This window comes from Bdellovibrio sp. HCB209 (assembly GCF_047306065.1).
GTDB lineage: Bacteria > Bdellovibrionota > Bdellovibrionia > Bdellovibrionales > Bdellovibrionaceae > Bdellovibrio.
Genome location: NZ_CP178618.1, coordinates 1,664,857 through 1,685,616 on the forward strand (window position 1 = coordinate 1,664,857; position 20,760 = coordinate 1,685,616).

At 44.1% G+C, this 20,760-nt stretch carries 20 protein-coding genes; 8 read left to right on the forward strand and 12 right to left on the reverse strand.

Annotated features, from left to right (window positions below; genetic code table 11):
• The 5 genes from ACLVWP_RS08140 to ACLVWP_RS08160 all read left to right on the forward strand — a co-directional run bounded on the left by ACLVWP_RS08140 (window position 1) and on the right by ACLVWP_RS08160 (window position 3,856).
• Entirely contained in the window at window positions 1–2,052 is a 2,052-nt protein-coding gene (locus ACLVWP_RS08140) for a response regulator (protein ID WP_413561214.1), read from the forward strand.
• A 136-nt stretch (window positions 2,053–2,188) separates the two neighbouring features.
• The gene (locus ACLVWP_RS08145; RefSeq protein ID WP_413561216.1) at window positions 2,189–2,422 is read left to right on the forward strand and encodes a hypothetical protein; all 234 of its coding nucleotides are present in this window, start codon (window positions 2,189–2,191) and stop codon (window positions 2,420–2,422) included.
• 14 nt (window positions 2,423–2,436) lie between these two features.
• Window positions 2,437–2,682, forward strand: a complete 246-nt coding sequence (locus ACLVWP_RS08150; RefSeq protein ID WP_413561574.1) for a DUF5985 family protein — start codon at window positions 2,437–2,439, stop codon at window positions 2,680–2,682.
• 1 nt (window position 2,683) lies between these two features.
• A complete protein-coding gene (locus ACLVWP_RS08155; RefSeq protein ID WP_413561217.1) occupies window positions 2,684–2,950 on the forward strand; it encodes a DUF5985 family protein in 267 nt (88 codons plus the stop codon).
• Between the two features lie 162 nt (window positions 2,951–3,112).
• Window positions 3,113–3,856: a hypothetical protein gene (locus ACLVWP_RS08160; RefSeq protein ID WP_413561218.1), complete on the forward strand. Its 744-nt coding sequence runs from the start codon at window positions 3,113–3,115 to the stop codon at window positions 3,854–3,856.
• A 64-nt stretch (window positions 3,857–3,920) separates the two neighbouring features.
• Here ACLVWP_RS08160 and ACLVWP_RS08165 read toward each other — a convergent pair whose 3' ends face one another.
• Entirely contained in the window at window positions 3,921–4,520 is a 600-nt protein-coding gene (locus tag ACLVWP_RS08165) for an LA_2272 family surface repeat-containing protein (RefSeq protein ID WP_413561219.1), read from the reverse strand.
• A 122-nt stretch (window positions 4,521–4,642) separates the two neighbouring features.
• Window positions 4,643–5,107, reverse strand: a complete 465-nt coding sequence (locus tag ACLVWP_RS08170) for a GNAT family N-acetyltransferase (RefSeq protein ID WP_413561221.1) — start codon at window positions 5,105–5,107, stop codon at window positions 4,643–4,645.
• A 103-nt stretch (window positions 5,108–5,210) separates the two neighbouring features.
• On the opposite strand from ACLVWP_RS08170, the gene ACLVWP_RS08175 reads away from it, so the two are divergent.
• Window positions 5,211–5,567, forward strand: coding sequence for a winged helix-turn-helix transcriptional regulator (locus ACLVWP_RS08175; RefSeq protein ID WP_413561222.1), 357 nt, complete (start codon window positions 5,211–5,213; stop codon window positions 5,565–5,567).
• A 2-nt stretch (window positions 5,568–5,569) separates the two neighbouring features.
• Here the strand turns inward: ACLVWP_RS08175 and ACLVWP_RS08180 are convergent, their stop codons facing one another.
• Window positions 5,570–6,496, reverse strand: a complete 927-nt coding sequence (locus tag ACLVWP_RS08180; RefSeq protein ID WP_413561223.1) for a S1 family peptidase — start codon at window positions 6,494–6,496, stop codon at window positions 5,570–5,572.
• Window positions 6,497–6,719: 223 nt separating this feature from the next.
• On the opposite strand from ACLVWP_RS08180, the gene ACLVWP_RS08185 reads away from it, so the two are divergent.
• Complete coding sequence (locus ACLVWP_RS08185; protein ID WP_413561224.1) at window positions 6,720–7,097, forward strand: hypothetical protein; 378 nt, start codon at window positions 6,720–6,722, stop codon at window positions 7,095–7,097.
• 52 nt (window positions 7,098–7,149) lie between these two features.
• Here the strand turns inward: ACLVWP_RS08185 and ACLVWP_RS08190 are convergent, their stop codons facing one another.
• The 4 genes from ACLVWP_RS08190 to ACLVWP_RS08205 all read right to left on the reverse strand — a co-directional run bounded on the left by ACLVWP_RS08190 (window position 7,150) and on the right by ACLVWP_RS08205 (window position 12,222).
• Complete coding sequence (locus ACLVWP_RS08190; RefSeq protein WP_413561225.1) at window positions 7,150–8,067, reverse strand: S1 family peptidase; 918 nt, start codon at window positions 8,065–8,067, stop codon at window positions 7,150–7,152.
• Between the two features lie 121 nt (window positions 8,068–8,188).
• A complete protein-coding gene (kdsA, locus tag ACLVWP_RS08195) occupies window positions 8,189–9,043 on the reverse strand; it encodes a 3-deoxy-8-phosphooctulonate synthase (protein WP_413561227.1) in 855 nt (284 codons plus the stop codon).
• A 94-nt stretch (window positions 9,044–9,137) separates the two neighbouring features.
• Complete coding sequence (locus ACLVWP_RS08200) at window positions 9,138–11,099, reverse strand: hypothetical protein (protein ID WP_413561228.1); 1,962 nt, start codon at window positions 11,097–11,099, stop codon at window positions 9,138–9,140.
• A gap of 343 nt (window positions 11,100–11,442) precedes the next feature.
• Window positions 11,443–12,222 (reverse strand): hypothetical protein, encoded by a 780-nt coding sequence (locus ACLVWP_RS08205; protein ID WP_413561229.1) that lies wholly within the window; start codon window positions 12,220–12,222, stop codon window positions 11,443–11,445.
• A 568-nt stretch (window positions 12,223–12,790) separates the two neighbouring features.
• On the opposite strand from ACLVWP_RS08205, the gene ACLVWP_RS08210 reads away from it, so the two are divergent.
• Window positions 12,791–15,025, forward strand: a complete 2,235-nt coding sequence (locus ACLVWP_RS08210; protein WP_413561231.1) for a fused MFS/spermidine synthase — start codon at window positions 12,791–12,793, stop codon at window positions 15,023–15,025.
• On the opposite strand, the gene ACLVWP_RS08215 is transcribed toward ACLVWP_RS08210, so the two are convergent.
• The 5 genes from ACLVWP_RS08215 to ACLVWP_RS08235 all read right to left on the reverse strand — a co-directional run bounded on the left by ACLVWP_RS08215 (window position 15,019) and on the right by ACLVWP_RS08235 (window position 20,760).
• The gene (locus ACLVWP_RS08215; RefSeq protein WP_413561233.1) at window positions 15,019–16,479 is read right to left on the reverse strand and encodes a hypothetical protein; all 1,461 of its coding nucleotides are present in this window, start codon (window positions 16,477–16,479) and stop codon (window positions 15,019–15,021) included. The genes ACLVWP_RS08210 and ACLVWP_RS08215 overlap by 7 nt on opposite strands.
• A gap of 743 nt (window positions 16,480–17,222) precedes the next feature.
• Window positions 17,223–18,035, reverse strand: a complete 813-nt coding sequence (locus tag ACLVWP_RS08220) for a hypothetical protein (RefSeq protein ID WP_413561235.1) — start codon at window positions 18,033–18,035, stop codon at window positions 17,223–17,225.
• Window positions 18,036–18,065: 30 nt separating this feature from the next.
• Entirely contained in the window at window positions 18,066–19,283 is a 1,218-nt protein-coding gene (locus ACLVWP_RS08225; RefSeq protein ID WP_413561237.1) for a hypothetical protein, read from the reverse strand.
• Window positions 19,280–20,326 (reverse strand): type II secretion system protein, encoded by a 1,047-nt coding sequence (locus ACLVWP_RS08230; RefSeq protein WP_413561238.1) that lies wholly within the window; start codon window positions 20,324–20,326, stop codon window positions 19,280–19,282. Before ACLVWP_RS08230 ends, ACLVWP_RS08225 begins: the two co-directional genes overlap by 4 nt.
• The gene (locus ACLVWP_RS08235; protein ID WP_413561239.1) at window positions 20,290–20,760 is read right to left on the reverse strand and encodes a PilW family protein; all 471 of its coding nucleotides are present in this window, start codon (window positions 20,758–20,760) and stop codon (window positions 20,290–20,292) included. The genes ACLVWP_RS08230 and ACLVWP_RS08235 overlap by 37 nt, the downstream gene beginning before the upstream one ends.

A 20,760-nucleotide genomic window follows, 5' to 3' on the forward strand; every position in this document is an offset into this window, starting at 1 on the left:
ATGAAAACAGTGGATGTTCTTATCGTCGACGACCGTATGGATGGCTTGCTGGCTTTGCAAGCTGTCCTGAATATTCCAAACGTCAATTTGGTGAAGGCTCAATCTGGGCCTGAGGCCTTGGCGGTTGTGGATAATTATGACTTTGCGGTTATTTTACTAGATGTACAGATGCCAGGGATGGATGGCTTTGAGACGGCTCAAAGAATTCGCCAAAGCCCTCGCCATCGTCAAACGCCGATTATTTTTGTAACGGCGATTAATAAAGATGATCAGTATATTTATCGCGGCTACGAAGTGGGCGCGGTGGATTATATCTTTAAACCTTTTGAGCCCCATATCGTCAGAGCCAAAGTAAATGTCTTTGTAGAGTTATTTTTAAAATCAAAGCAACTTGAAGAGCAAGCCCAAGTGATTCGTGAAAACGAAGCACGAGAGCGTTACTTGCGTTTGGCGGAACTCGAAGTGGAAAGCCTACGCCGTTATCGCAGTCTTGCGGATGCAATTCCTCATATTATCTGGAGAGCAAAGGCCGACGGAACTTTCGACTACTTTAATAAAGGCTGGACGGACTACACGGGGTTGTCGATCGAACAGAGTTTGGGCAGTGGTTGGCAAAGTGCCGCCAATGAGGACGACTTAAAAGAGTTTCTGAAAACTTGGATGAACTCTATGAAGGACGGTCGTTCCTTTGAAACCGAGTGCCGTATTATCAATCGTTATGGCGAGTCTCGGTGGTTTTGGGTGCGTGCTGTTTCTGAAACAAATTTTATGGGCCAAGTTGTTGCTTGGATTGGAACTTGTACGGATATCCACGACCGTAAAAATATCGAGATGAAGCTGATTGATGCGGAAAAACAGGCGAATGCGGCCAGTGTTTCTAAAACCAATTTCTTAGCGAACATGAGTCACGAGATTCGCACTCCCATGAATGCGATTTTAGGTTTCACTGAGTTGATGCTTGATGAAGATCAAACTCCTGAAGAGCGGGCTAAGTGGATCCATACGGTTCAGCGCAATGGGGATCAGCTGCTTAAAATTATCGATGAAATCTTAGATATTTCAAAAGTCGAATCAGGACGTCTGCAAATTGAAAATGTCGAGGTCGACGTGGAAAGTGTTCTGGAGGACATCCGATCACTTTTGCGTTTGCAAGCTTTAGACAAGCGTTTGGATTTCCGCATTGACCTGGATACGAGCATTCCTAAGATGATCATGTCAGATGCGACTCGTTTGCGTCAGATTTTGTTAAACTTGATTGGCAATGCCATTAAATTCACTGGCGAAGGACATGTTCACGTGGATGTTGAATGGGTGCCGCGCGCAGCACTCGAATTGCACAGCAAGATTCAGTTCTTTATTTCTGATTCAGGTGTCGGTATTAATCCAGCTCACTCAAATCATCTCTTCCAGCCATTTGTTCAAGAAGACAGTGCTACGACCAGAAATTTCGGTGGCACAGGTCTGGGGCTGGCATTGTCACGACAACTAGCTCGCGCTATGGGCGGGGATGTGACCCTGGTTAGCAGTGTGCCTGGTAAAGGCAGTACATTCCTGGTTGAGGTGAATGCAGATCCTGTTGAAGGAACCGTTTTCATTGAGTCTTTGAATTTCCATATTCCTCAGAACGAAAAATTCTCTCTTAAGGGCGTTAAGAAGCTTGAGAATATGAATATTTTGCTGGTTGAAGATGTCGAGGATAATCAGGCGTTGATCTCCCATTTCTTGGGAGCTGTCGGCGCGAATGTCGCTTTTGCTGATAATGGCCGCGAAGGCATGGCTGCGGCATTGGCTCACGAGTATGATGCGGTCTTGATGGATATCCAAATGCCGATCATGGATGGTTACGAAGCCACGCGAAGATTGCGTGCGCAGGGCTACGACAAACCGATTGTCGCCTTAACAGCCCATGCACTTAAGGAGGAGATGGTGAAGAGTATGAGTGCCGGTTGCACCTACCATTTAGCGAAACCTGTGAATTTCAGTCAATTGATTGATGTCCTGACCACGATCTATCGAGATCGGGGACCACGGGAGGATCATTGTGCCGTTTGATGATTCTGGTGAGATATCTGTAGAGGTAAAAAACTTCATTCGAAGACACATACACTCTATAGCACTTTTGGACGTTCTATTTTATCTCAAGCATCATAGTGAAAAGGCCTGGACACCGACAGAAATCAGCTCAGAAATGCGCTCAAACCCCAGCTACGCTCGCTCGCAACTTGAGGAACTCGTAGGTTTAGGGCTTGTCGTTTGTGAAGGCGATGCCTATCGCTATATTGTTTCCGATATGTCAGCGATGGCTGAAAAGCTTGAAGTTGTCTATAATTCCCGTCGCTCGACGGTGATCAATTATATTTACTCTCAACCGATTGATAACATCCGTGACTTTGCGGATGCCTTCAAAATTAAAAAGGACTGATCGTGGCTTTTTTTGTGTATCTTTTATGCTCAATTACTAGTTTCGGTTGCGCTCTCTTTTTAGGGCGCGCTTATTTTAGAAGTCGAACGCGTTTGTTATTTTGGAGCAGCATCTGCTTTGTCGGAGTGGCACTGAATAATATTTTGCTTTCGGTCGACTTTATGTTGGGACCCAACTATGACCTTTCCTTGGGGAGGGCGTGGATTATTTTGTTCGGTATGGGTGCCATGGTTTATGGCTTGATCTGGGATACGGTGTAAGATGTCTACAGAAGTTTTAAAACAGTTTATTTATGGTGCGGTGATGATGGCGTCCTTTACTTCGGGAGTGTTCTTTCTGAAGTTTTGGAAGAAAACGGCAGATCGTTTTTTTGCGATGTTTGCCGCAGCCTTTTTTATGTTGGCGATCGAGCGTTGGTTCTTTGTGATTATGCCAAACACGAATGAAGAAAACTCTTGGATCTTTTCCATGCGCCTTCTGGCTTTTTTACTAATCACAATAGCGGTCGTCGATAAAAACAGAAAGTAGGGCGTGTTCATATTTAGTCTGACCTTCATCCCTTTTTATTGCGTTTGTTTATAAAACCAACCACCAGAAGTTGGCTCTTCGTGACGTAATTTTACGTCACCGCAATCATCTCTAGGTACTCTCACTGTTGTTGCACAAACATCCGCAACACAGTGAGGGTCCATGACTAATAAGTTCCTATTAAGCCTGATGATGATCTCCACAGTTGGTCTTGCTTCCGTTTCTTGTTCCCGCGCCGAAGGTGATTTAGCTCTAAATGAAGAATCTTACTCTTCCTATGAAACTGAGGATGGTACAGATACAACTCAGTCCGATTCCGAAGACATCGTCGAACATATCCATGAGGAGTTCGGCACAATCAATACTGACATTCAAGCTCTTGGCTGTATCAAAGCCACGACAAAGCAGGAAAGTGGCGTCAATCTTGGTCTGACTAAGAAAGACGAGTTCTTGGCTCAATGTGCGGCTGAAACAAACAACTCAGCTTGGTGCTCTCAGCTAGTGCGCCCTAATCCGAATAGCTACAATACTTTTTCTTGCACTTATGGATCGGATCAAGAACATATCTTGGTGCATCCTGATGAGTCCGTTTGGAAGTATCCAATCACGGGTGTGAAGGTGATTAAAGCCCTTGAAGCTAAAGGTATTAAAGTCAGTCAGATCTATAACTGGTGGAGACCCGAGCCCTACAATAAAAACGTAGGCGGAGCCGCGGGCAGACATCCCTATGGAACTTCGATTGACGTGAGATTCTCAAGCAGTGCGATGGCGAATGTGGCTTTTAAAGAGCTTTGCAAAATTCGTAAGGCGGGGACGATCCGTGCGATCGGTCACTATGGAAGTGCCTCTTTGCATATTGGTGTCGGTGATAAAACGGCCAATACTTGGGGTAAATACTGTAACTAGATTTAATTAAGAAAATAACAAGAGAGGATTCTGAGAATTGAAATTCAGAATCCTCTTTTTGTTTTTAGAAGCCGACGTTTAACAGCGGCGAAACTTTGAAGGGGCCAGTATTGTTGAAGTTCACTAGACCGATTTGAACACCGTGAAGGTTGTCGGCCATGTTGACTAAGCCCACTTGCAATCCATAGACGGCGCGAGCTTTGTTATAAACACCTAATTGAACGCCATATACCGAAGTCGCTGGCGAAATATTCGCTAGGGCCAGTTGCACACCAGAAACGCTGCTTTCTGCAACGTTGTAGTTCATAAACAATGCAGCCTGCAAGCCCACCACAGTTGTTTTCTGTTGATTGTAGTTTCCAAGACCCGCAAGTTGTAAACCGATAATAGTCGTCGATCCATAAGTGGCATTAAAACCACCCGCTAAACCCACACCGACAAAATCTTGATCCGTGATATTTCCCAAGACACCTAAGTCAAAACCATAAACATCGCGGTGATGTCCCCACAAGACATTCAGACGAACGCCTGTGATCGAAAAATCACGGGGAGGGAACTGCACAGGGGGAGCGATACTCACGCCGAGTGGAGTAAAGGCAGCTTGGCTTGTGGATGTTAGAAGAAGCACGGATAAAAAGAGAGTTGCTAGAATATTTTTTCTCATGCCTCATTCTAAAAACATCACTTCGGTCTCAGCAAACAATCGCTTGCAGATCAAGACCTTGGTAGCTGTTCATTGCGAAGTTTGCGGAAATTGCTGGAGCACTCCGCGCCGCTTGTACGAAGTCAGAGAGAGAGTTTCATCTCGATATTGCAGCGTTCGTAGTCGGGATGAGATCCCAGGTGCGTGGTCACGAAGCCATGCTTTTTATACAGCGAGATCGCGGGCTCAAGAACTGTGTTCGATAACAAGATCACTTCATGTGCTTTTTTCTGCCGAGCCCAGGAGATGGCTGTCTCCATCAAAAGATCTCCCAAGCCCTTGCCGCGATAGACCGGGGATACCGCCATTTTTGCCAGCTCATAACCGTGGTCGCCGTGGGGAATCATCGCACAAGTGGCGACAGCTTTTCCCTGATCTAAAATAACAAAAATCTCTCCACCTTTATCTAAAATCATTTCTTTAGCTTGATTGAGCTGTAAGAGATCCATTTCCTCAAGGCGAAAGTATTTTTGAATCCATTCTTTGTTCAATTCGACATAGGCATCGTGATATTTCGGCGAATACAGCTCTATAGTGAAGGATGTCATAGTGAATCTCCATGTTGCCAAAATACTTTAGCACAACTAGGGTGAAATTCGAAAATAGTAGATAATGGAATACTAGTATCATGTTAGATACTAGGAGGATTTGATGAGTTTCAAGAAGCGTAAATTCAATTGCCCGGCAGAGCTAACAGCGACCTTGCTGCAAGGGAAGTGGAAAGTCATTTTGTTATACAACTTGCGCAAATCTCCCAAAAGATTTGGTGAATTACGTCGACTGACTCCGGGAATTACTCAGGCCACTCTGACTAAACAGTTAAAGGAAATGGAAGCGGCGGGGCTTGTGAGCCGTTCGGTTCTCGGGAAAGAAAAGATCTCGGGAGTTGAGTACGAGCTAACTCCGCAAGGTGCGGAGCTGAAGCCCGTACTGTACGCTATGATTCGTTGGGGATTGGCTCACCAAAAAGATTATGTGAGTGGCCCCTTTGTGATGGTTGGAGCGTAGGACTATTTTCTCTTAAGTAGAAGAGCGCTGTTTTGTTTGATCCAAGTTGCGTAGCTCACGATGTTGGTGAAAGTCGATTGAGTGGCGCAACCCAATTCTCCACGGCTGGTGATGCCCCAAACATAGTATTCAGTGCCGATCTTTAAGAAAGCAGGACCGCCGGAATCGCCGGAGCAGGCTCCATGCTCTTTATCCTGTTTAAGGATGACTTCAAATGTGTTCGGGATTTCTTTTACTTCAACTGTCGTAGATTTTAGAATAGCGGGACCATCCAGCTCTTCGTAGTAACAACGGCGCTCTTTAGTTTCGTCGTCAGTTTCACAGATGACAGCGCCCTCTTCGATAAGGTTTTCGATATCGTCGGTTTGCTTGATATCCACTTCGACAAGATTGTCAGTCTCAGCGCCATAACCAGCAATAAGAGCTTTTTGTCCGATTTCAATTTTACTTGAGTCCGTTAAGACCTTAGCAGGCATGTACCCTTTCGGAGTGGTTCCATTGAACTTAATTAAAGCAATGTCATTGCTTGAAGTTGCAGGATCTTGGTTTTCATACGGGAGTTTAAATTCCGTATGGACAACTCCGCCAGACACTCTGCGAGTCAGTGGTGATTTTTTTAAAAGTGCATAGTCATCCAGAAGGGATTCCATGTCGGTAGAGAAAACCACAAAAAGATTTGATGTATCAGAGCTCACGCAGTGACCAGCAGTCACAACGATGTTGTTTTCTAAAAGAACACCGGTGCAGATCTGTGTGGTGCTGGCGTCGTAAATACCCACGGTGCTTTTTGCAAGACGAGCATCCTTTTTAACGATCGTTCCGCCGATGATATTTTGTCTGTCTTGGGAATCTAAAAGCCCCTCGTTGGATGGAGAGCAGGCTGCGGTCGTGATCAGTAGTGTAAGCGCCAGAATTCCATTAAGCTTCATAGCAAACGTCCCTCAGTAAAGGACATATTCTAGACTGAATTCAGGGGTTTACCAGACCTACATAATTATTTCCAAAGCCCCTCAAAATGTGTCGAATGTGTAAACAGGGGGAGGATAAAGTCCCGAAAATCCTGATAGTTAGGCTGGGATTGGCAAAAGGCCGGAAAAGCATTTGCCCGGGGCTCGGGAGTCACAGAGAATGAAATTGTGCTCCGGAGGCTCTATGAAATCACTCATTACACGAATCGCAGTACTCCTAATTACTTTGTCCTCCCTGGCTTTTGCTCAGGAATCGGGTCCTTATTTTGAAAATACCATTGTGCCTCGTAAGGGTCGTTTATTCGCTATCGACTATGATACGGGATCCAGAACGGTGCGTGTTTCTTTGGTGGGGAAAACAGTGAAAGGTCTGAGTTCTTCAAGATATGCCGTCAGTGCTGAAACGACGGATGCGAAGGGCTTGGCGAGACAGCTGGATCTGGTGTCAGTCGCAGATGGTGGCTATCAATTCAAAGATAAGTTAGAGCCTAAAAAAGACGTGAAGATCAAAGTTCACGATAAAGAGACAAAAGAATCTGAAATGTTTTTGTTAAAACCTTAATAGGTCAATTCAACTCTAAAAATGAAAAAGGCGGCTCGATGGCCGCCTTTTCTTATTTTGCACCGAATGATTTTGCGGTGTCTTTAATCCAAGTTCCGTAGTGCAGGATATTCATGTAAACGATGTCTTCGTTGCAGCCGATTGTGCTACGGCTTGTAACGCCCCAAAGTTGGAACTCATCGCCAACTTGGATGTACGCTGGACCACCAGAGTCACCAGAGCAAGCGGCTTTGCCTTCTGTTTGGTCTAAGATCACTTCACCTTCGTTAGGTGTGTACTTAACTTTAACTGTCACAGCTTTCAAAATCGCAGGTCCACTCAATTCTTCTTTGATGCAAGAAGTGGCTTTACGAGCGTCGTCATTATCGCAGAATACGACACCTTTATCGATCAAGCTTTGTAGATTCTTAGTCGTTCTTGGGTTCACTGTGATCACTTCAGCTTGGTCCACACCGTAACCCGCCAAAATCGTCATAGCATTGCGTTTCAAAACAGATGCGTCTTCCAAGATTTTTGCAGATTGGTAGCCTTTTGGTGTTTCACCTTCGTACATGATCAGACCAACATCGTTGCCTGAGATCGCTGCGTTTGTTTGTCCAGAGTTGAATTCTTCGTGGGCTTTCATCGCAACTGCTTGGCGAACAGAGGGAGCTGTTTTGAAGTTTTTACCAAGATTGAGCACCGCTTCCATGTCTGGAGCGAATACGATGTAAGTGTCATTCGGATTTTTACCGATGCAATGAGCGGCTGTTAGAACCAAGTTTCCTGGCAACAATGAGCCCGTGCAAACATAACCTTCAGCATCGTCATAAATGCCGACGATACTTTGAGCAAGAGCAGTTCCTGGCTCTACCAATTGGCCGCCAATGATAGCTGAATTGTTTTTAGGAGCTACAGTATTAGAAACAGAACGACCGCAACCAGAAATAATAAGAGCTACGGCAAGGAGGAAAGCGCTAACAATTTTCAACTCAGTGTCCTCAAGTCTATGCAAATGATTTTGTTTTAAAGTGGGGTCCTTTTATAGAACCCCAGCTCATTTGCAAGAAAATTAAACACTGGTAATAATTTTTTTTGGTCAAGGATCTCGCTTAGTTCTCAGTATCCAAAATCGGGAATGACTTCACCAAGTCATCGATCGATTTCATCTGCTGCAAGAACGCCTCTGACTTCGCCAAAGGAAGCGCAGAAGGGCCATCACATTTCGCCTTACTTGGCTCTGGATGAGCCTCGATGAAAAGACCGGCAAGGCCCACAGCCAAGCCTGCACGAGAAAGTTCAGCCACTTGGCCACGACGGCCTCCAGAAGCTGCTCCCATCGGGTCACGGAACTGAAGGGCATGAGTTGCATCCAAAATAACCGGTGAACCTTTAGAAACTTTTTTCATGATGTTAAAGCCCAAAGTGTCGACCACCAAGTTGTCGTAACCAAAGCAAGAGCCGCGTTCGCACAGGATCACTTTGTCGTTACCGCACTCTTCGATTTTTTCTACGATGTTACCCATTTGGCTTGGGCTTAAGAATTGAGGTTTTTTAACGTTGATAACGGCACCAGTGCGAGCCATTGCCTCCACCAAGTCTGTTTGGCGAGCAAGGAAAGCTGGGAGTTGGATCACGTCAGCCACCTCAGCCACAGTTTTTGCCTGACCAGCCTCATGAACGTCAGTGATGACCTTGACGCCGAAAGTTTTTTTAAGCTCAGCAAAGATCTTTAAGCCTTCGTCCATGCCTGGGCCACGGTAAGAGTGAATCGAAGAGCGGTTGGCTTTGTCGAAAGAAGATTTAAAAACATAAGGAATTTTAAGCTTGTCAGTGACTTTAACGAAGTGCTCGCAAACTTGCATCGCAAGGTCGCGGCTTTCAAGAACGTTCATACCTGCAAACAGAACGAAAGGTTTGTTGTTTGCGACTTCGATATTGCCAATTTTTACGACTTTATTTTGCATTAAAAGAGCCTTCTGGATGGAATTTGCCCCGGAGTTTAACACCATAGTTTAAACCGGGGCAAATCTCAGAGAGGGCGGATTCTGCGAGGCGTCTTTAAAAAATAGGGGCGCAGATCTCGTCGCTCTTGTTGAATCTCTTATGGAAGATCCAGCTGTTTAGATTGCGACATTTCTTGTCCATAAGAGGGGAGTTCAGTGCGGCCTCGGCATTCACCTGCTGCGATAGTTTAAAGTATTTAGCGACGTTATCTGTTAGGTCATTCAGAAGCCACCCTGGTGGATTGCGCGCGACCAGGACATCCATATACGGGTTATTCAGGGTATTCGTGGGTCCCCCAGGTGTTGTAGGGATGGTGCTGACTGTGAATTTTAAGGAATCGAAATATTCCGCGTAGAGTTCCGGTGTTGTCTCCATAATTTCCGCTGATTTTGCGGGATGGGCTTTTACTTTCAGCGGGTTATCACCCTTGCTGCACACGAAGCTGTAAAAATTGAATTGCAGATAAAACAGATCACAGTGTTTAAAAAGATCCTGAGATGTCTCTAGTTGGATGTTGATGCTTTCTTGGTCGAGTTCTCCGTCGAACCACTGTGCAAAGATACCATCATCCTCTAATGACTCATAGATAGCTTCTAATGCCTCTCGGCTCCATAGTTTTGCCGCGGCAAAATAAACAGGAGAGGGGACATTGTTCACAATAAGGTCATAACGCTGTTTGTTCTGTCTTAAGTAAGTCAATCCGTCAGCCTCAGTGAACTTTACTTTGTCAGATTTCAATCTTTGGGCTACCGGTTTCATGTAGTCCATCACTCTGAGCATGGTTGTGTCCAGATCGACAACATCGGTATGGGCGAACATCTCGGCCGCACCCATAACAGTTGCCCCCGTGCCTAAGCCAATAACCAAAGCTTTGTCGAACTTATTCACATAGGAAAGTGAAGATAACCCCATAAAGGTATCCGTCATGGAGTAGGGTACGCCTTTGCGAAGGGCGATGGAGTGATGCCCATTCATTATCAATAGATTGAGCGAGTGATTGAACTCTAAGTAGTTCACCTGGCTGGATTTATGTTTAAACTCTTTGACGTCCGTGAGTTGAGTTGTGTCATGGTACCAGCGATAAAGACCGCGGTGCGAGTGACTGCCGACATCCCAAGAAAAATTCTTAGTCAGTAGATAAGTCAAAGAACCCAAAACCAAGGCTGTTGCTGCAGTAATGGTTTTTAATTTTTTATTGGAAGGTGCGAAGATCAAGCATAGCAGGCCAAGCAGTCCCCAGAGTTGGAAATTCCCAATTACTTCGAACAGGATTGCAATGTAGAGTAGGATCCCGATCGCATTACCACACGAGTTGACCGCCAGGTGGGTGCCCAAGGGAATTCTTTCATTTTCTTTTTTCACAAGTGGCAGCAAGCTGCCAAAGAAGAAGCCTGTCGGTAGTACGAGACCAATGCAGAAAATGGCACGGACTAAAAAGATCACAGTTGCTGAAGGATTGATTGATCCGGTTAGTAGGTCCATCATCCAAGACCAAAAAACTGGCCATGAGAGACTCCACACCAAAAGGGCTAAAATAAGCGCGGCGGATTTTTGTTTAAACTGTATCCAGTTCAACCACTTGTAACCCTTTGGGCTTCGAAACCAAAGACTTGCAAGGGACCAACTCAAAATTAGCGCCGCCAAATATAAGGAATAGTGAAATGCGAGGGGAGCCAGAACATTTTGAATTTGTCGATAAAGGATTGATTGAATAATCCCACTGATGATCGAGAATCCTAGCAGAGGCAGTAGAAGAGCTGAAGATTGGCTGAATTCTTCCTTTAGAGTATTTATCTTTAGAGGCGAAGGTTTGCCTTCGAATTTTTTCCAATAGATTGCCCAAGCTAATTCAGTCACTGTCAATGTCAGTAAAATAAAATGTATGCCCCACGTGTGTAGCACACCCAACTCAAGAAAAACCAAGGCGGCCACTACTAATAAGTGGAAATAGAAATAGACCTTGTTAAATGCGCTCGTATCTTCGAGGCCACTTTTTCGATGCTCTTCAAAGTACAATGGCAATAATAATGAAGAAACGAAAGAGATAGCAAAGAATAGCAAACAGCCAAAGGACAGACTCAGGAAGCTGGATTCAAGGAGCTCGGAACTCGATTGATCAAATCCAAGCAAAAGAAGATTTAGTAAGACGAGTGCTCCATGGCTTTTGGCTAAGGTCATGCTCTTAAGGCGTAGGCTCCAATAAGAACCAAGGGCCGTACCGAAATAGGCAACTGCAATCAGAAATAGTTGAATAAAGAAGAGACTCCCGAAGATTTGAGTCAGTATTCTGGAAATCAAAATTTGATATAAAAGAACGGGAACGCCGAACCAAAGCAAATAGATGAATTCAATGCGAGAGCTATGTGTTTTTGCCATTTTTTAATTCCATTATGTCGGGCAGTGCAAAGAGATAGAGAACTGCAAAAAGGTGTAAGAAGTAACGATAGCCAAATATCTCCTCGATACCGACATGAAATCCGATAAGCGTGCAGATCCAAATCCAGCGCAATGGTTTCGGTCCAAGTAACATAAAAGATCCGCACTCGAAGATAAGAATCGCTGTTTGAAAGAACTTCGCGATATCCACATTGCTTAAGATGAGTTCTCGCAGATGGGAGTTTCTGTATCCCATGTAATGCACGAAGATTTGTAAACTTGTTCCGTTAATCCAGCTTAAGCCGGAATAGAATACTTTTTCCCAGCCCGCTAGAAAATAAAATGAAACAATTATCCCAGCGGCTACTTGATAAAAATAGTGCTGAATGAGCTTATATTCCCTAGCTGCGAAAAGAATCAGCAGTAAGCAGAAGACTGATTGACGATGATCTCCGAAAGGTTCGTTTTGTAAGTACAAAGAAGTCGAAAGAATAAAAAGAAAGATGCTTAAGACTGAAGCGATTCTAGGCACTATTTTGAACAGCCACAGCGCCATGCATGCAACAAAACACCAGCTCACGTATTGGAATAAAGTGTGTGAGGTCATTATGTTTTCGGGAAGCCATCCTGCGATGGAGACGACATTTATTTCTCCATCCATTCTCCAGCGTATAAAAATCTGATCAATGACCAGCAGCATTGAAGACACGAAGGTGAATATGCGGAAGCCCTCAAAGTATCTTTGCGATTGTGGCCATTTCATAATGGAGTCTCCGTATCGCAAATAGATTTTATTAGATCATGATCGGATGAAAGCGTCTGATTGCTCCAAACAAAGTCCTCGATATTTGAAGCCCCAAGAGATTTATCTGGCAAAGTACTCCAAGTGATTTTTTGAATACAAATTGGTGTGGTGGAAAGAAGATTTCGTTGTTGCAGGGATTGAAAATGTCGTTGCAGCTGCTCTCTTGTTAGCACTTCGCCCCATCGGTAGGACGTTTTAGGAAGTCGGCCTACAAGATAAGTAGGATCTCCATCATAAGTATTCTGAAGTTCTAAACTCGCGGGTGGAATGTCCTCGAAGGCGGGAGTTCTAAGACTATACGATTCATATCTAAGAGGAGCGTCTGCAAAAAGGGGATATCTTTGTATCGGAAAGAGTGGTGCTACAAAAAAACTCGTAAAAAAAACGATCAAGCAAGAAAAAATAAGAATTAGCTCTGCTCTTTTAGTCATTCCACATTTCCATAGTAATTAGGCTAATCCATTGATAGCATCATTGACAAGTAAACAAGGAGGCATTTCTGAAAACAAAAACGTTCAGGCTTGGTATGGTAGCCATGTTTCTAACCGGCTTTTCGGGATTGCTTTATCAGATTCTTTGGATTCGCTTGTTTTCATCCCTCTTGGGTGGAACGACTCTGTCTATCTCTTGCGTGATTGCTCACTTTATGTTGGGGTTGGGATTAGGAACAGCTTCTGCATCATGGTTTTTACGACGTGATACAAAAAAACAGATTCCTTTGTACACTTATTGTGAAATTGCGATTGTCTTAGTTATCGGTTTGGGAGCTGTATTTTTATTTGGTGCCCGCGAAGAGCTGTCACAGATTTTGAAGTTTAGCCCTTTTCCTAAGTTACTAAGTCACTTTTTGATCTCGGGTCTATTTATTTTCCCGGCAACGTTCTGCATGGGACTTTCTTATCCATTCATGAGCTATAAATTTTCTTCTTCTAAAGACCATCAGTGGTTATATGCGGCTAACTGTCTGGGGGGAGCTGTAGGAGCTTTGTGCTCGTACTTAGTATTGATCTATAATTTCGGACTGTCGGGAACTTTGTATTTCGGATTTTTCCTGAATATTTTGGCAGCTGCTCTTTTTGTGAAGGAGAAATACAGTTTTGCTTCAGTGCACGAGAAGCAAAACGATGTTGCAACGGGCGTTGGTGGAGAGTTGTCAAAATCTTTGCGAATCTGGGCTCTTTTGCTTTCTGCTCTCAGTGGTTTTTTTGTTCTAAGTTTGGAGCAAATTTGGTTTAGGCTTGCGGGATTATTTCTGGGAGGACGAGTCTATGTCCATTCTTTAGTCCTTTCCGTATTGCTTTTAACTTTGGCGATTGCTGCATTCATCAGTCCTAAGCTTTCAAAGCTGTCTACCGATGTGCAAATCAAAGCCGTTTTATTTATTATTCGTCTGACCGGTGTTTTTGCGGTGCTTGGATTTATTGTGTTGCCGATTGCCGTATCTAGTGGAATCGATTTGGTGCGCCCGTACGCAAAGACTATCCAAGGGGTTTACTTACTAGTGTTGTTGCTGGTTGCGGTTTTGCCTGGTGTGCTTCTTGGTGTATGTTTTCCATTGTCGTTAAAAGTCATTCAGGCTGGAGCTGAGTCCGCTTTACAGCGTACTAGAAATCTTTCGATGGCAGTCTATGTTAATACTTTCGCCTCTGTATTAGGAAGTATGCTAACCACATATCTGCTTTTCTCTTGGTTGGGGACTGTGGGAAGCCTAAAGTTGCTTTTCATTTCCCTCCTGGTGCTGGGGTTGGTTGGCTCATGGATGTTTTTAAAAGGGTCATCTCGTTACTCGGCTGTTGTGGTGTCGATATTGCTAGTTTTTCTTTTGGGAACAAAAAATGTTTCTTTGAATCCTGCAGAGAGCGCACTTTTTCAGGCGGAGGATGAGTTCGGCTATCTGAATGTTATCCCTTTAAAGCCTAAGGAAAATGTAACAACAGATCGTTGGGCCATGTTTCATAATTACACCTCTTTGGTTGCGGCATATGGTTATGGCGAAACCGCTATCGTTCAAAAAAACCTTGCTCTTTTTCCAAGCCTGTTTGCAAAACAATTGGATGAAGTCTTAGTTGTGGGAATGGGGTACGGGCTGACAACGGAAGCGTTCACTCAGATTCCGGAAATCAAAAAAATCACCAGCATTGAAATTCTGCCTTTGGTGATCGAGGCGCAAAGCAAATTGAGTTTTAAAAATACGGCCTACCTAAAAGATCCTCGGGTGGAGAATATTGCGGATGATGGCCGAAGTTTTATCGCACTTTCTAAGAAAAGTTGGGATGTGATTACCGTTAATGTCGACCCTTACGGAGCTGGAACGACATTTTTAATGTCGCAGGAGTTTTATCAAATTGCGCGTAAACATCTGAATCCGGGTGGGATTTACGCTCAATTGTTATTCGGTGCTGGTCGTGATTTATCCTCATTGCTAAAAACCGCTCGCGAAGCGTTTCCGTTCTATAGAATTATGCCGGGTTATACGAGTGATGGGGTGATCTTTATCGGAAGTGAGACGCCGCTCCCTGAATGGGACTCAGTAGTCTATGATAAGGTTAAGCCGCTGCTGCCTTCGAAGACTTGGTATGACTGGGTTTTGGATACGCCACAAACCTTTATGAATGCCGAAGCGACGGCTCAAGCTTGGTCTGACGAACTTATGCAACACGAAGGTGCTTCAGCTAAAATAGTCACGGATAATAACTTGTTAATTGAAACGAGCCGTACTTCATTTACTGATTTATTCCTTACTTATCCGAAGGACTATTGAAAACAATCTGTCGAAAAAGGAAGGCCTGAATAGTCCATAAAAAGGTAAAAGGTTTTAAGGTAGTTCGTTTTAATAATATTTCTTATTGAGTGGGCCTCAAGGATGGATTGATCCAATGTGTTCATACGGCCACCATCATAAAATGGAATTTTTCTGTATATTTGATTGCACTCAAGATTAAAGGCGGATTTGTTTTTTAGCCCTTGCTCATAGAACCTCGCGTCTGAGTCTGAAAGGAATGTTTCCCACCCACCAGTGGTCAAGGGGCGCTCCTGGTTGTAGGCCATTAAGATAGGGTAGTTGCCATTTATAATATCGATATACTTAAAGTGTTCTTGAATAGGCGCCAGAAAATCTGCAAGCTCTTGGCGGTTTGTCACTGTTGAGCCATCAAAATAAGTTTCGTAGACACCGTTATCTGTTAAGCAATTTTTAGCTAGAGCCACGAATTCCTTCGTATACAATTTTGCGGCGTTAAAATTTCCAGGATATGTCGCTGTATTTACGATTAAATCATAGCTGTTTGCGGGACACTCTTTTAAAAATGTCATTCCGTCCACTAGATTCACCTTGGCTCGCGGGTCGTTGACTAGATCATTATTATAACTTTTAAAAATCTTCAGGTTGTCTAATACAGTCGGAGAGATTTCGACCAGATCCGTTTTTTCGCTAATGGCCGTGACTCCCCAAGAGGTCTGACCTGTGCCTACGCCAATGACCATGGATTTTTTCGGAGCATGAGGGAAGTATCTTCTGCCGATGAGCCCGACAAGGCTTTCCGTTCCACGTTCAATATTGTGCGATCGGTGGCCGTCGACGATGTAGTGGCGGGCAAGTCCACCTTGGTCAAAGGGATCTTCAAGAATTGCAATAGAGGAGAAAGCATCTGAGTGAACTTCCGAGATAATCTGAGAGGGACGGTTCTCTTTATCGAAGCGATTGTTGAACAGGTTAGAAGCTTGATCGTGGCGAAAGGATATGACTGCAAAAAGAATCAAAGCGACGACTCCGTAAGAGGCCTCTTGATGTTTGCGCTCTGATTTGGCGATCAAGAAAATACCAATAAAAAGTACTACCAAGGCGGTTCCAAAAAACAAATTTTCCCAAAGATGCGAAGCAAGTAAAACGGCGCCAATCATCCCGAGGATATTGCCTAAACAAGCGCAGGCATTTAAAAAGCCACTTGATTGATCCACTGGAAATTTTTTTGAGAATTCTTGAGTGCCTTTGATAAACACTAAGCTTGAAATGAAAACCGGGAAGGTCAAAGACAAGGCAAGGACTGCAGAATAGAAAAAATAGTTCGCGAGTTCGCCACTAAAAAGATCCGTTATAAAAGCGGGCCAGTATGGAAATATAAGTTGAAGGCTTAGCAGGCCAAATCCCCAGCATAAAAACAGGATGGTTTTTGATATTTTTTCCAGGTACTTTTCGCTAAAGCCAGCTGCCGTCATCCAGAAAAATACTGCCGCCGAAATCAGTGTTGCGTGTAAACGGAAAGACTCAGTTAGCATGATTTGAGTTTTAAGAGCCCAGAAGACCTGATATGAGCTCAAAAGTGAGATCAAGAATACGGAAAGAGAAACTCCAAGGAAGGGTTTAGTTGCAAACTGCTTCCAAGTGACAGTTGTGGGAGCTTCAATCTGAAAGGCGTGCTTTTTAAGGAGTGTCGCCAAAACAAGTCCCAGTAACACTTGGGCAGAACCTAACGTTAAAAGCGAAGCTTTCACCGACAAGCCGAAAGTAAAATATACTTCGAAGGTAATAAGCCCCAAAATCGCGCCGCCATGATAGACAGCGTAAATAAAATTAAAGCGAATTTTGCGCAGATAGTAGCTGTAGAGAGGCAGTTGTAAGCCCAAAGAGAGAGCGGGGATCAGCAATCCCGCAAAGACCAGGATCTGCGGAAGTTGGGTCTTATAAAAATCTGAGGACAGTAGAAAAAGCAGAAAGATGTTGTAAAGGCCCGTACCTATTTCTATCCACGGTAAAAATCGGCGCATTTTTACGCTCAGAAGACTTCCGACGGCGGTACCTAAGATGAAGGTAAGAGTGACTAAAAGGAATGTAGTATAAAGATCGCCCAAAGTGATTGAAACGATCTTTTGATAAAGAATCTGGGAAGATAAGTTCAAAAGCCCTGAGAGCAGGGCAACCAAGCTGAGTATCATGGTGTCACTCTCTCAAGGCTAATTAACTACTTGCCAGACGAAGACGTTGAGCAAACTTTTCGTCCCGTAACGCAGCCACTAGCTCCACTATTGTAAACCACTCGGCTGTTTCCATTCGAGCAGGCATAGTACGTAGTGCGCGTAGTAACGGAGGAATTTTTAGAAATGTCACGCGTGGAAGTCACAACACAAGTCGCACTTGCGCTACAGCTGTAGCACTGTGGATTTGCAGCTGCTGCTGCCGCCGCCGCCGCTGCTTCCGCGGCTGCTTTTTCTGCCGCAGCTTTTTCTGCAGCGGCTTTTTCTGCTGCAATTCTCGCAGCCTCCGCCTCGGCGGCTTTGCGTTTTCTTTCTTCTTCAGCTAGGCGGAGTGCTTCTCGTCGATTCCATTCTTCTTGTGAGATTGCATAGCAATTTGAAGACTCAACTAATGTTGTTCCATTTTTACAACGAACTGTTACTTGTCCAGATTCAACATCAAATCCATCCGAATTTTTCATTTTCGGGATAGCTTTAGTACATTCAAATGTTGCTGTTTGGTTGTTTGTAAGGCGACCAACAGTGAAGCGGGATTTACCTTGATCTGAATTGCTATCAAAAACTGTATTTAAAAGCAGAACGGAGTCGCGACATGGCGCGGTTCCATCTCCTACATTCGCCGTGGAGCCAGTAGCTTCATTTTTTGTTTCAGCCTTTGTGTCTACAGGTGTGTCCTTTTGGTAGCGGTACTCATACCTATTACCTGATTTGACGCGAGAAAAACCTGTCTCTGCGACTATAGCGATTGTGAATAACAGCAAAATGCCCGTTGCTAATTTAGTATGAGTTTGCCTTTTCATGGAGTCCTCCCAGTAAAAATGCTATCTCAATTATGGAACAATTTTAAGAAAAATATCCCAGACGCGCCCTTTCTTAACTTCACCTTTTTTATTTTTGTAGGTGAATTCTCCCGGTCCGATGACTTTTGCGTGGCGGTTCAGGTCTTGAGTTGTATTTTCGTATTGCAAAGAGATCGATTGAACACCCATTTGCTCTAGGGTTTTCATCTCGGAGGGGCTGCTTTTCCCGTCATGATTTTTATCTCTCCACAGGCGCAACTTCGGCCATAGATGATCTTTTGAATCAATGACACCGTCTTTATTGCTGTCATAAGCAGCTAGGTTTTTGAACCCATCTTGGAAGTTATTAATATCGCCAAAGAGCTCGGCACCGCTGTCGACTTTCCCGTTGTCATTACGATCAAAGGTTAATAGATATGTTTCACCTTTGAATGATGGCCAAGAGATTTTATGAGGCTTGCCCTCGAATAAAGGAAAATAGGATGTTTGGTCAACGATAGGAAGTTTGTCATCATCAAAGTTCAAAACGAGCGGAGAGAAGAAGCCGCCGCAGAATTTGTTCTCCCCAGGGAAAGAGGCTAGCATAGTTAGGGTCTTTCCGTTTTCGGAGACATACCACTGGCTGGCTGCGGTCACTGGGCCGGTGAATGCCATATACTGTGATGGGGTCGTGCCGACCTCTTGACGAAAGCTGATATTTTTCAGGAACTCTGACTTCAAAGCAAATTCCTCTAGTTTAGCGAAGTCAGTGCCGGTAGCTAGGACATCCACCGGAATCGTTTTAGCTTCGGTGAGGTTTACACGAATTAGGTTGCCTCTTAGAGATGCATTTAGATTAACGGATGTATTTCCATTAACGGAAGTATTTGATGTGATGTTTTGAGCGGCACCCGCTGAGTAAGTCTTCATTGTCGCCGTTGCTGGAAACTTAACTTCTAGAGTTTTGTAGCCACCACTTTGGGTAAGATAGCTTACTTTGGCGAAAAGAGATGAGTATTCAGAGATAGGGTTAGGAACGGCACGCAAGTTTGTACCGAAGCAGCTTACATAAATATCCAAAGTAGTGATTGCGGAGTTAGACCCATTAACAACTAATTGAGAATCCAGTACGATATCATTCAGATTCGGGCCCGTGAATGGCAAGACGCTAGTCGTTGCCGCTTTCTTTGAAACTTCATCTGCCGCCCAAGTGGAGGAGGACGTTGCTGTAACGAAGACTAAGGAAAGAGTTAGGAGTTGATTCTTCATCTCAAAACCTCCATGCTGATAATCGGAAGCGTAATCGATTTACGTACAAATTTAATTGAATCCACATCTGAAAGTAGGACAGTTCTGTCCTGATATTTTCCTTGTTTTAGCTCTTGAAAGATAAAGTCGTTCTTGCCAGTTTTAGCATTTAGTCGAATTGCAAAGCGAACTAAATTGACGGGCTCAATTTTAACAAAGGGAGCTGCTCCGCCGACTGATGGTAGAGTACGCATGAAGTTGTCAACTCCGCTGTAATTTACATTAGACACTGGATGTGAGTTTTTGAGCGTCACTCCCGTTAAAGCGGTGCTGACCGGTAGCAAATCACTTCCAGCGACGCTTCCTAAGTATGAAGCAAAGCGAGGTGGAGTTAGAATGTCGATCCCACCAGCTGTAGTGAGCGGGCGTAGGTAAGTCGGGCATGATAGTAAAAACAGCATTCCATCCGTCCAGCGAGTTTGGAAGACTTTAGTCATTGTTCCAGCATTAGGGCCACCGGCAATACCGGTGATATTAGCGATGGAGTTGAGGCCGATATACTGAACGGAGCCGTTACTCATTAAATCAGGTGAGTCTCCGGTATTTTTATAAGCAAACATAGGGTCAAAGATCAAGGAGTCGAAATCACCTTCTTCGGTTTGCATTAAATAGAAATACTGATTTGCAGTTCCAGCCTTGAGAGTGAAAATTCGATCGGCATTGCTATTTTTTTGCAAGATAGAGAACGGTACATCAGGGTAGTAATCAAAGAAATTCTTACCGTTGTCATCTTTCAGCTCGAGCTTGTTGAAACTGGAAGCTGATTTCTTAAGGATATTTACTGCAGCGATATTTAGTGTCGAAAGGTCGGATTCTCCTTCAGAGCGGGCAGTCTGTTTCTTCAGGGCGGATACGAAGTCATAGATAAACGTCGCATTACCAAGGGCAACGATGCCGATCATTCCCAAGACAACTAAAAGTTCTGTAACCGTAACGCCACGTCGATTTCTAAGAGGAGTTAATGGGGTTATTTGACCGTGATGAAGTAAGTGTACTTTTTCCATTCGTCCTCCTTCCATTTATTTGCGAGAGTATTTTGTTTAGGCAGCGCTATTTTAATATCTACTTGATAAAGATTTCTGACGAACAGGCTGGGAATAATCACATATCCGAAATAGGCCTGGCATCCGTCGCTTTTACACTGTGCTCGTGGGATCATGTTACCATTTGAAAGGCCGTAGGGGAGTTTGTCGGCTGCCAACAGCGCGTCTTCTTTTAGGACGTTGGTTTCGAAACTCACTTGATACATCGAAAGATTGAAACGAATACTTTCAACAATAGCTTGGACGTTGTCGTTCGCAACTCGCGATAGTTTTAATTGGGTGGTCGCATTCGCAACATAGCTGATGTAAGCATAAGTTGAGTAGCTGACAATTACACCAATAACTATCGACGACAGAAGTTCAATCATTGTGAAGCCGCGATTATTGAGTTTCAT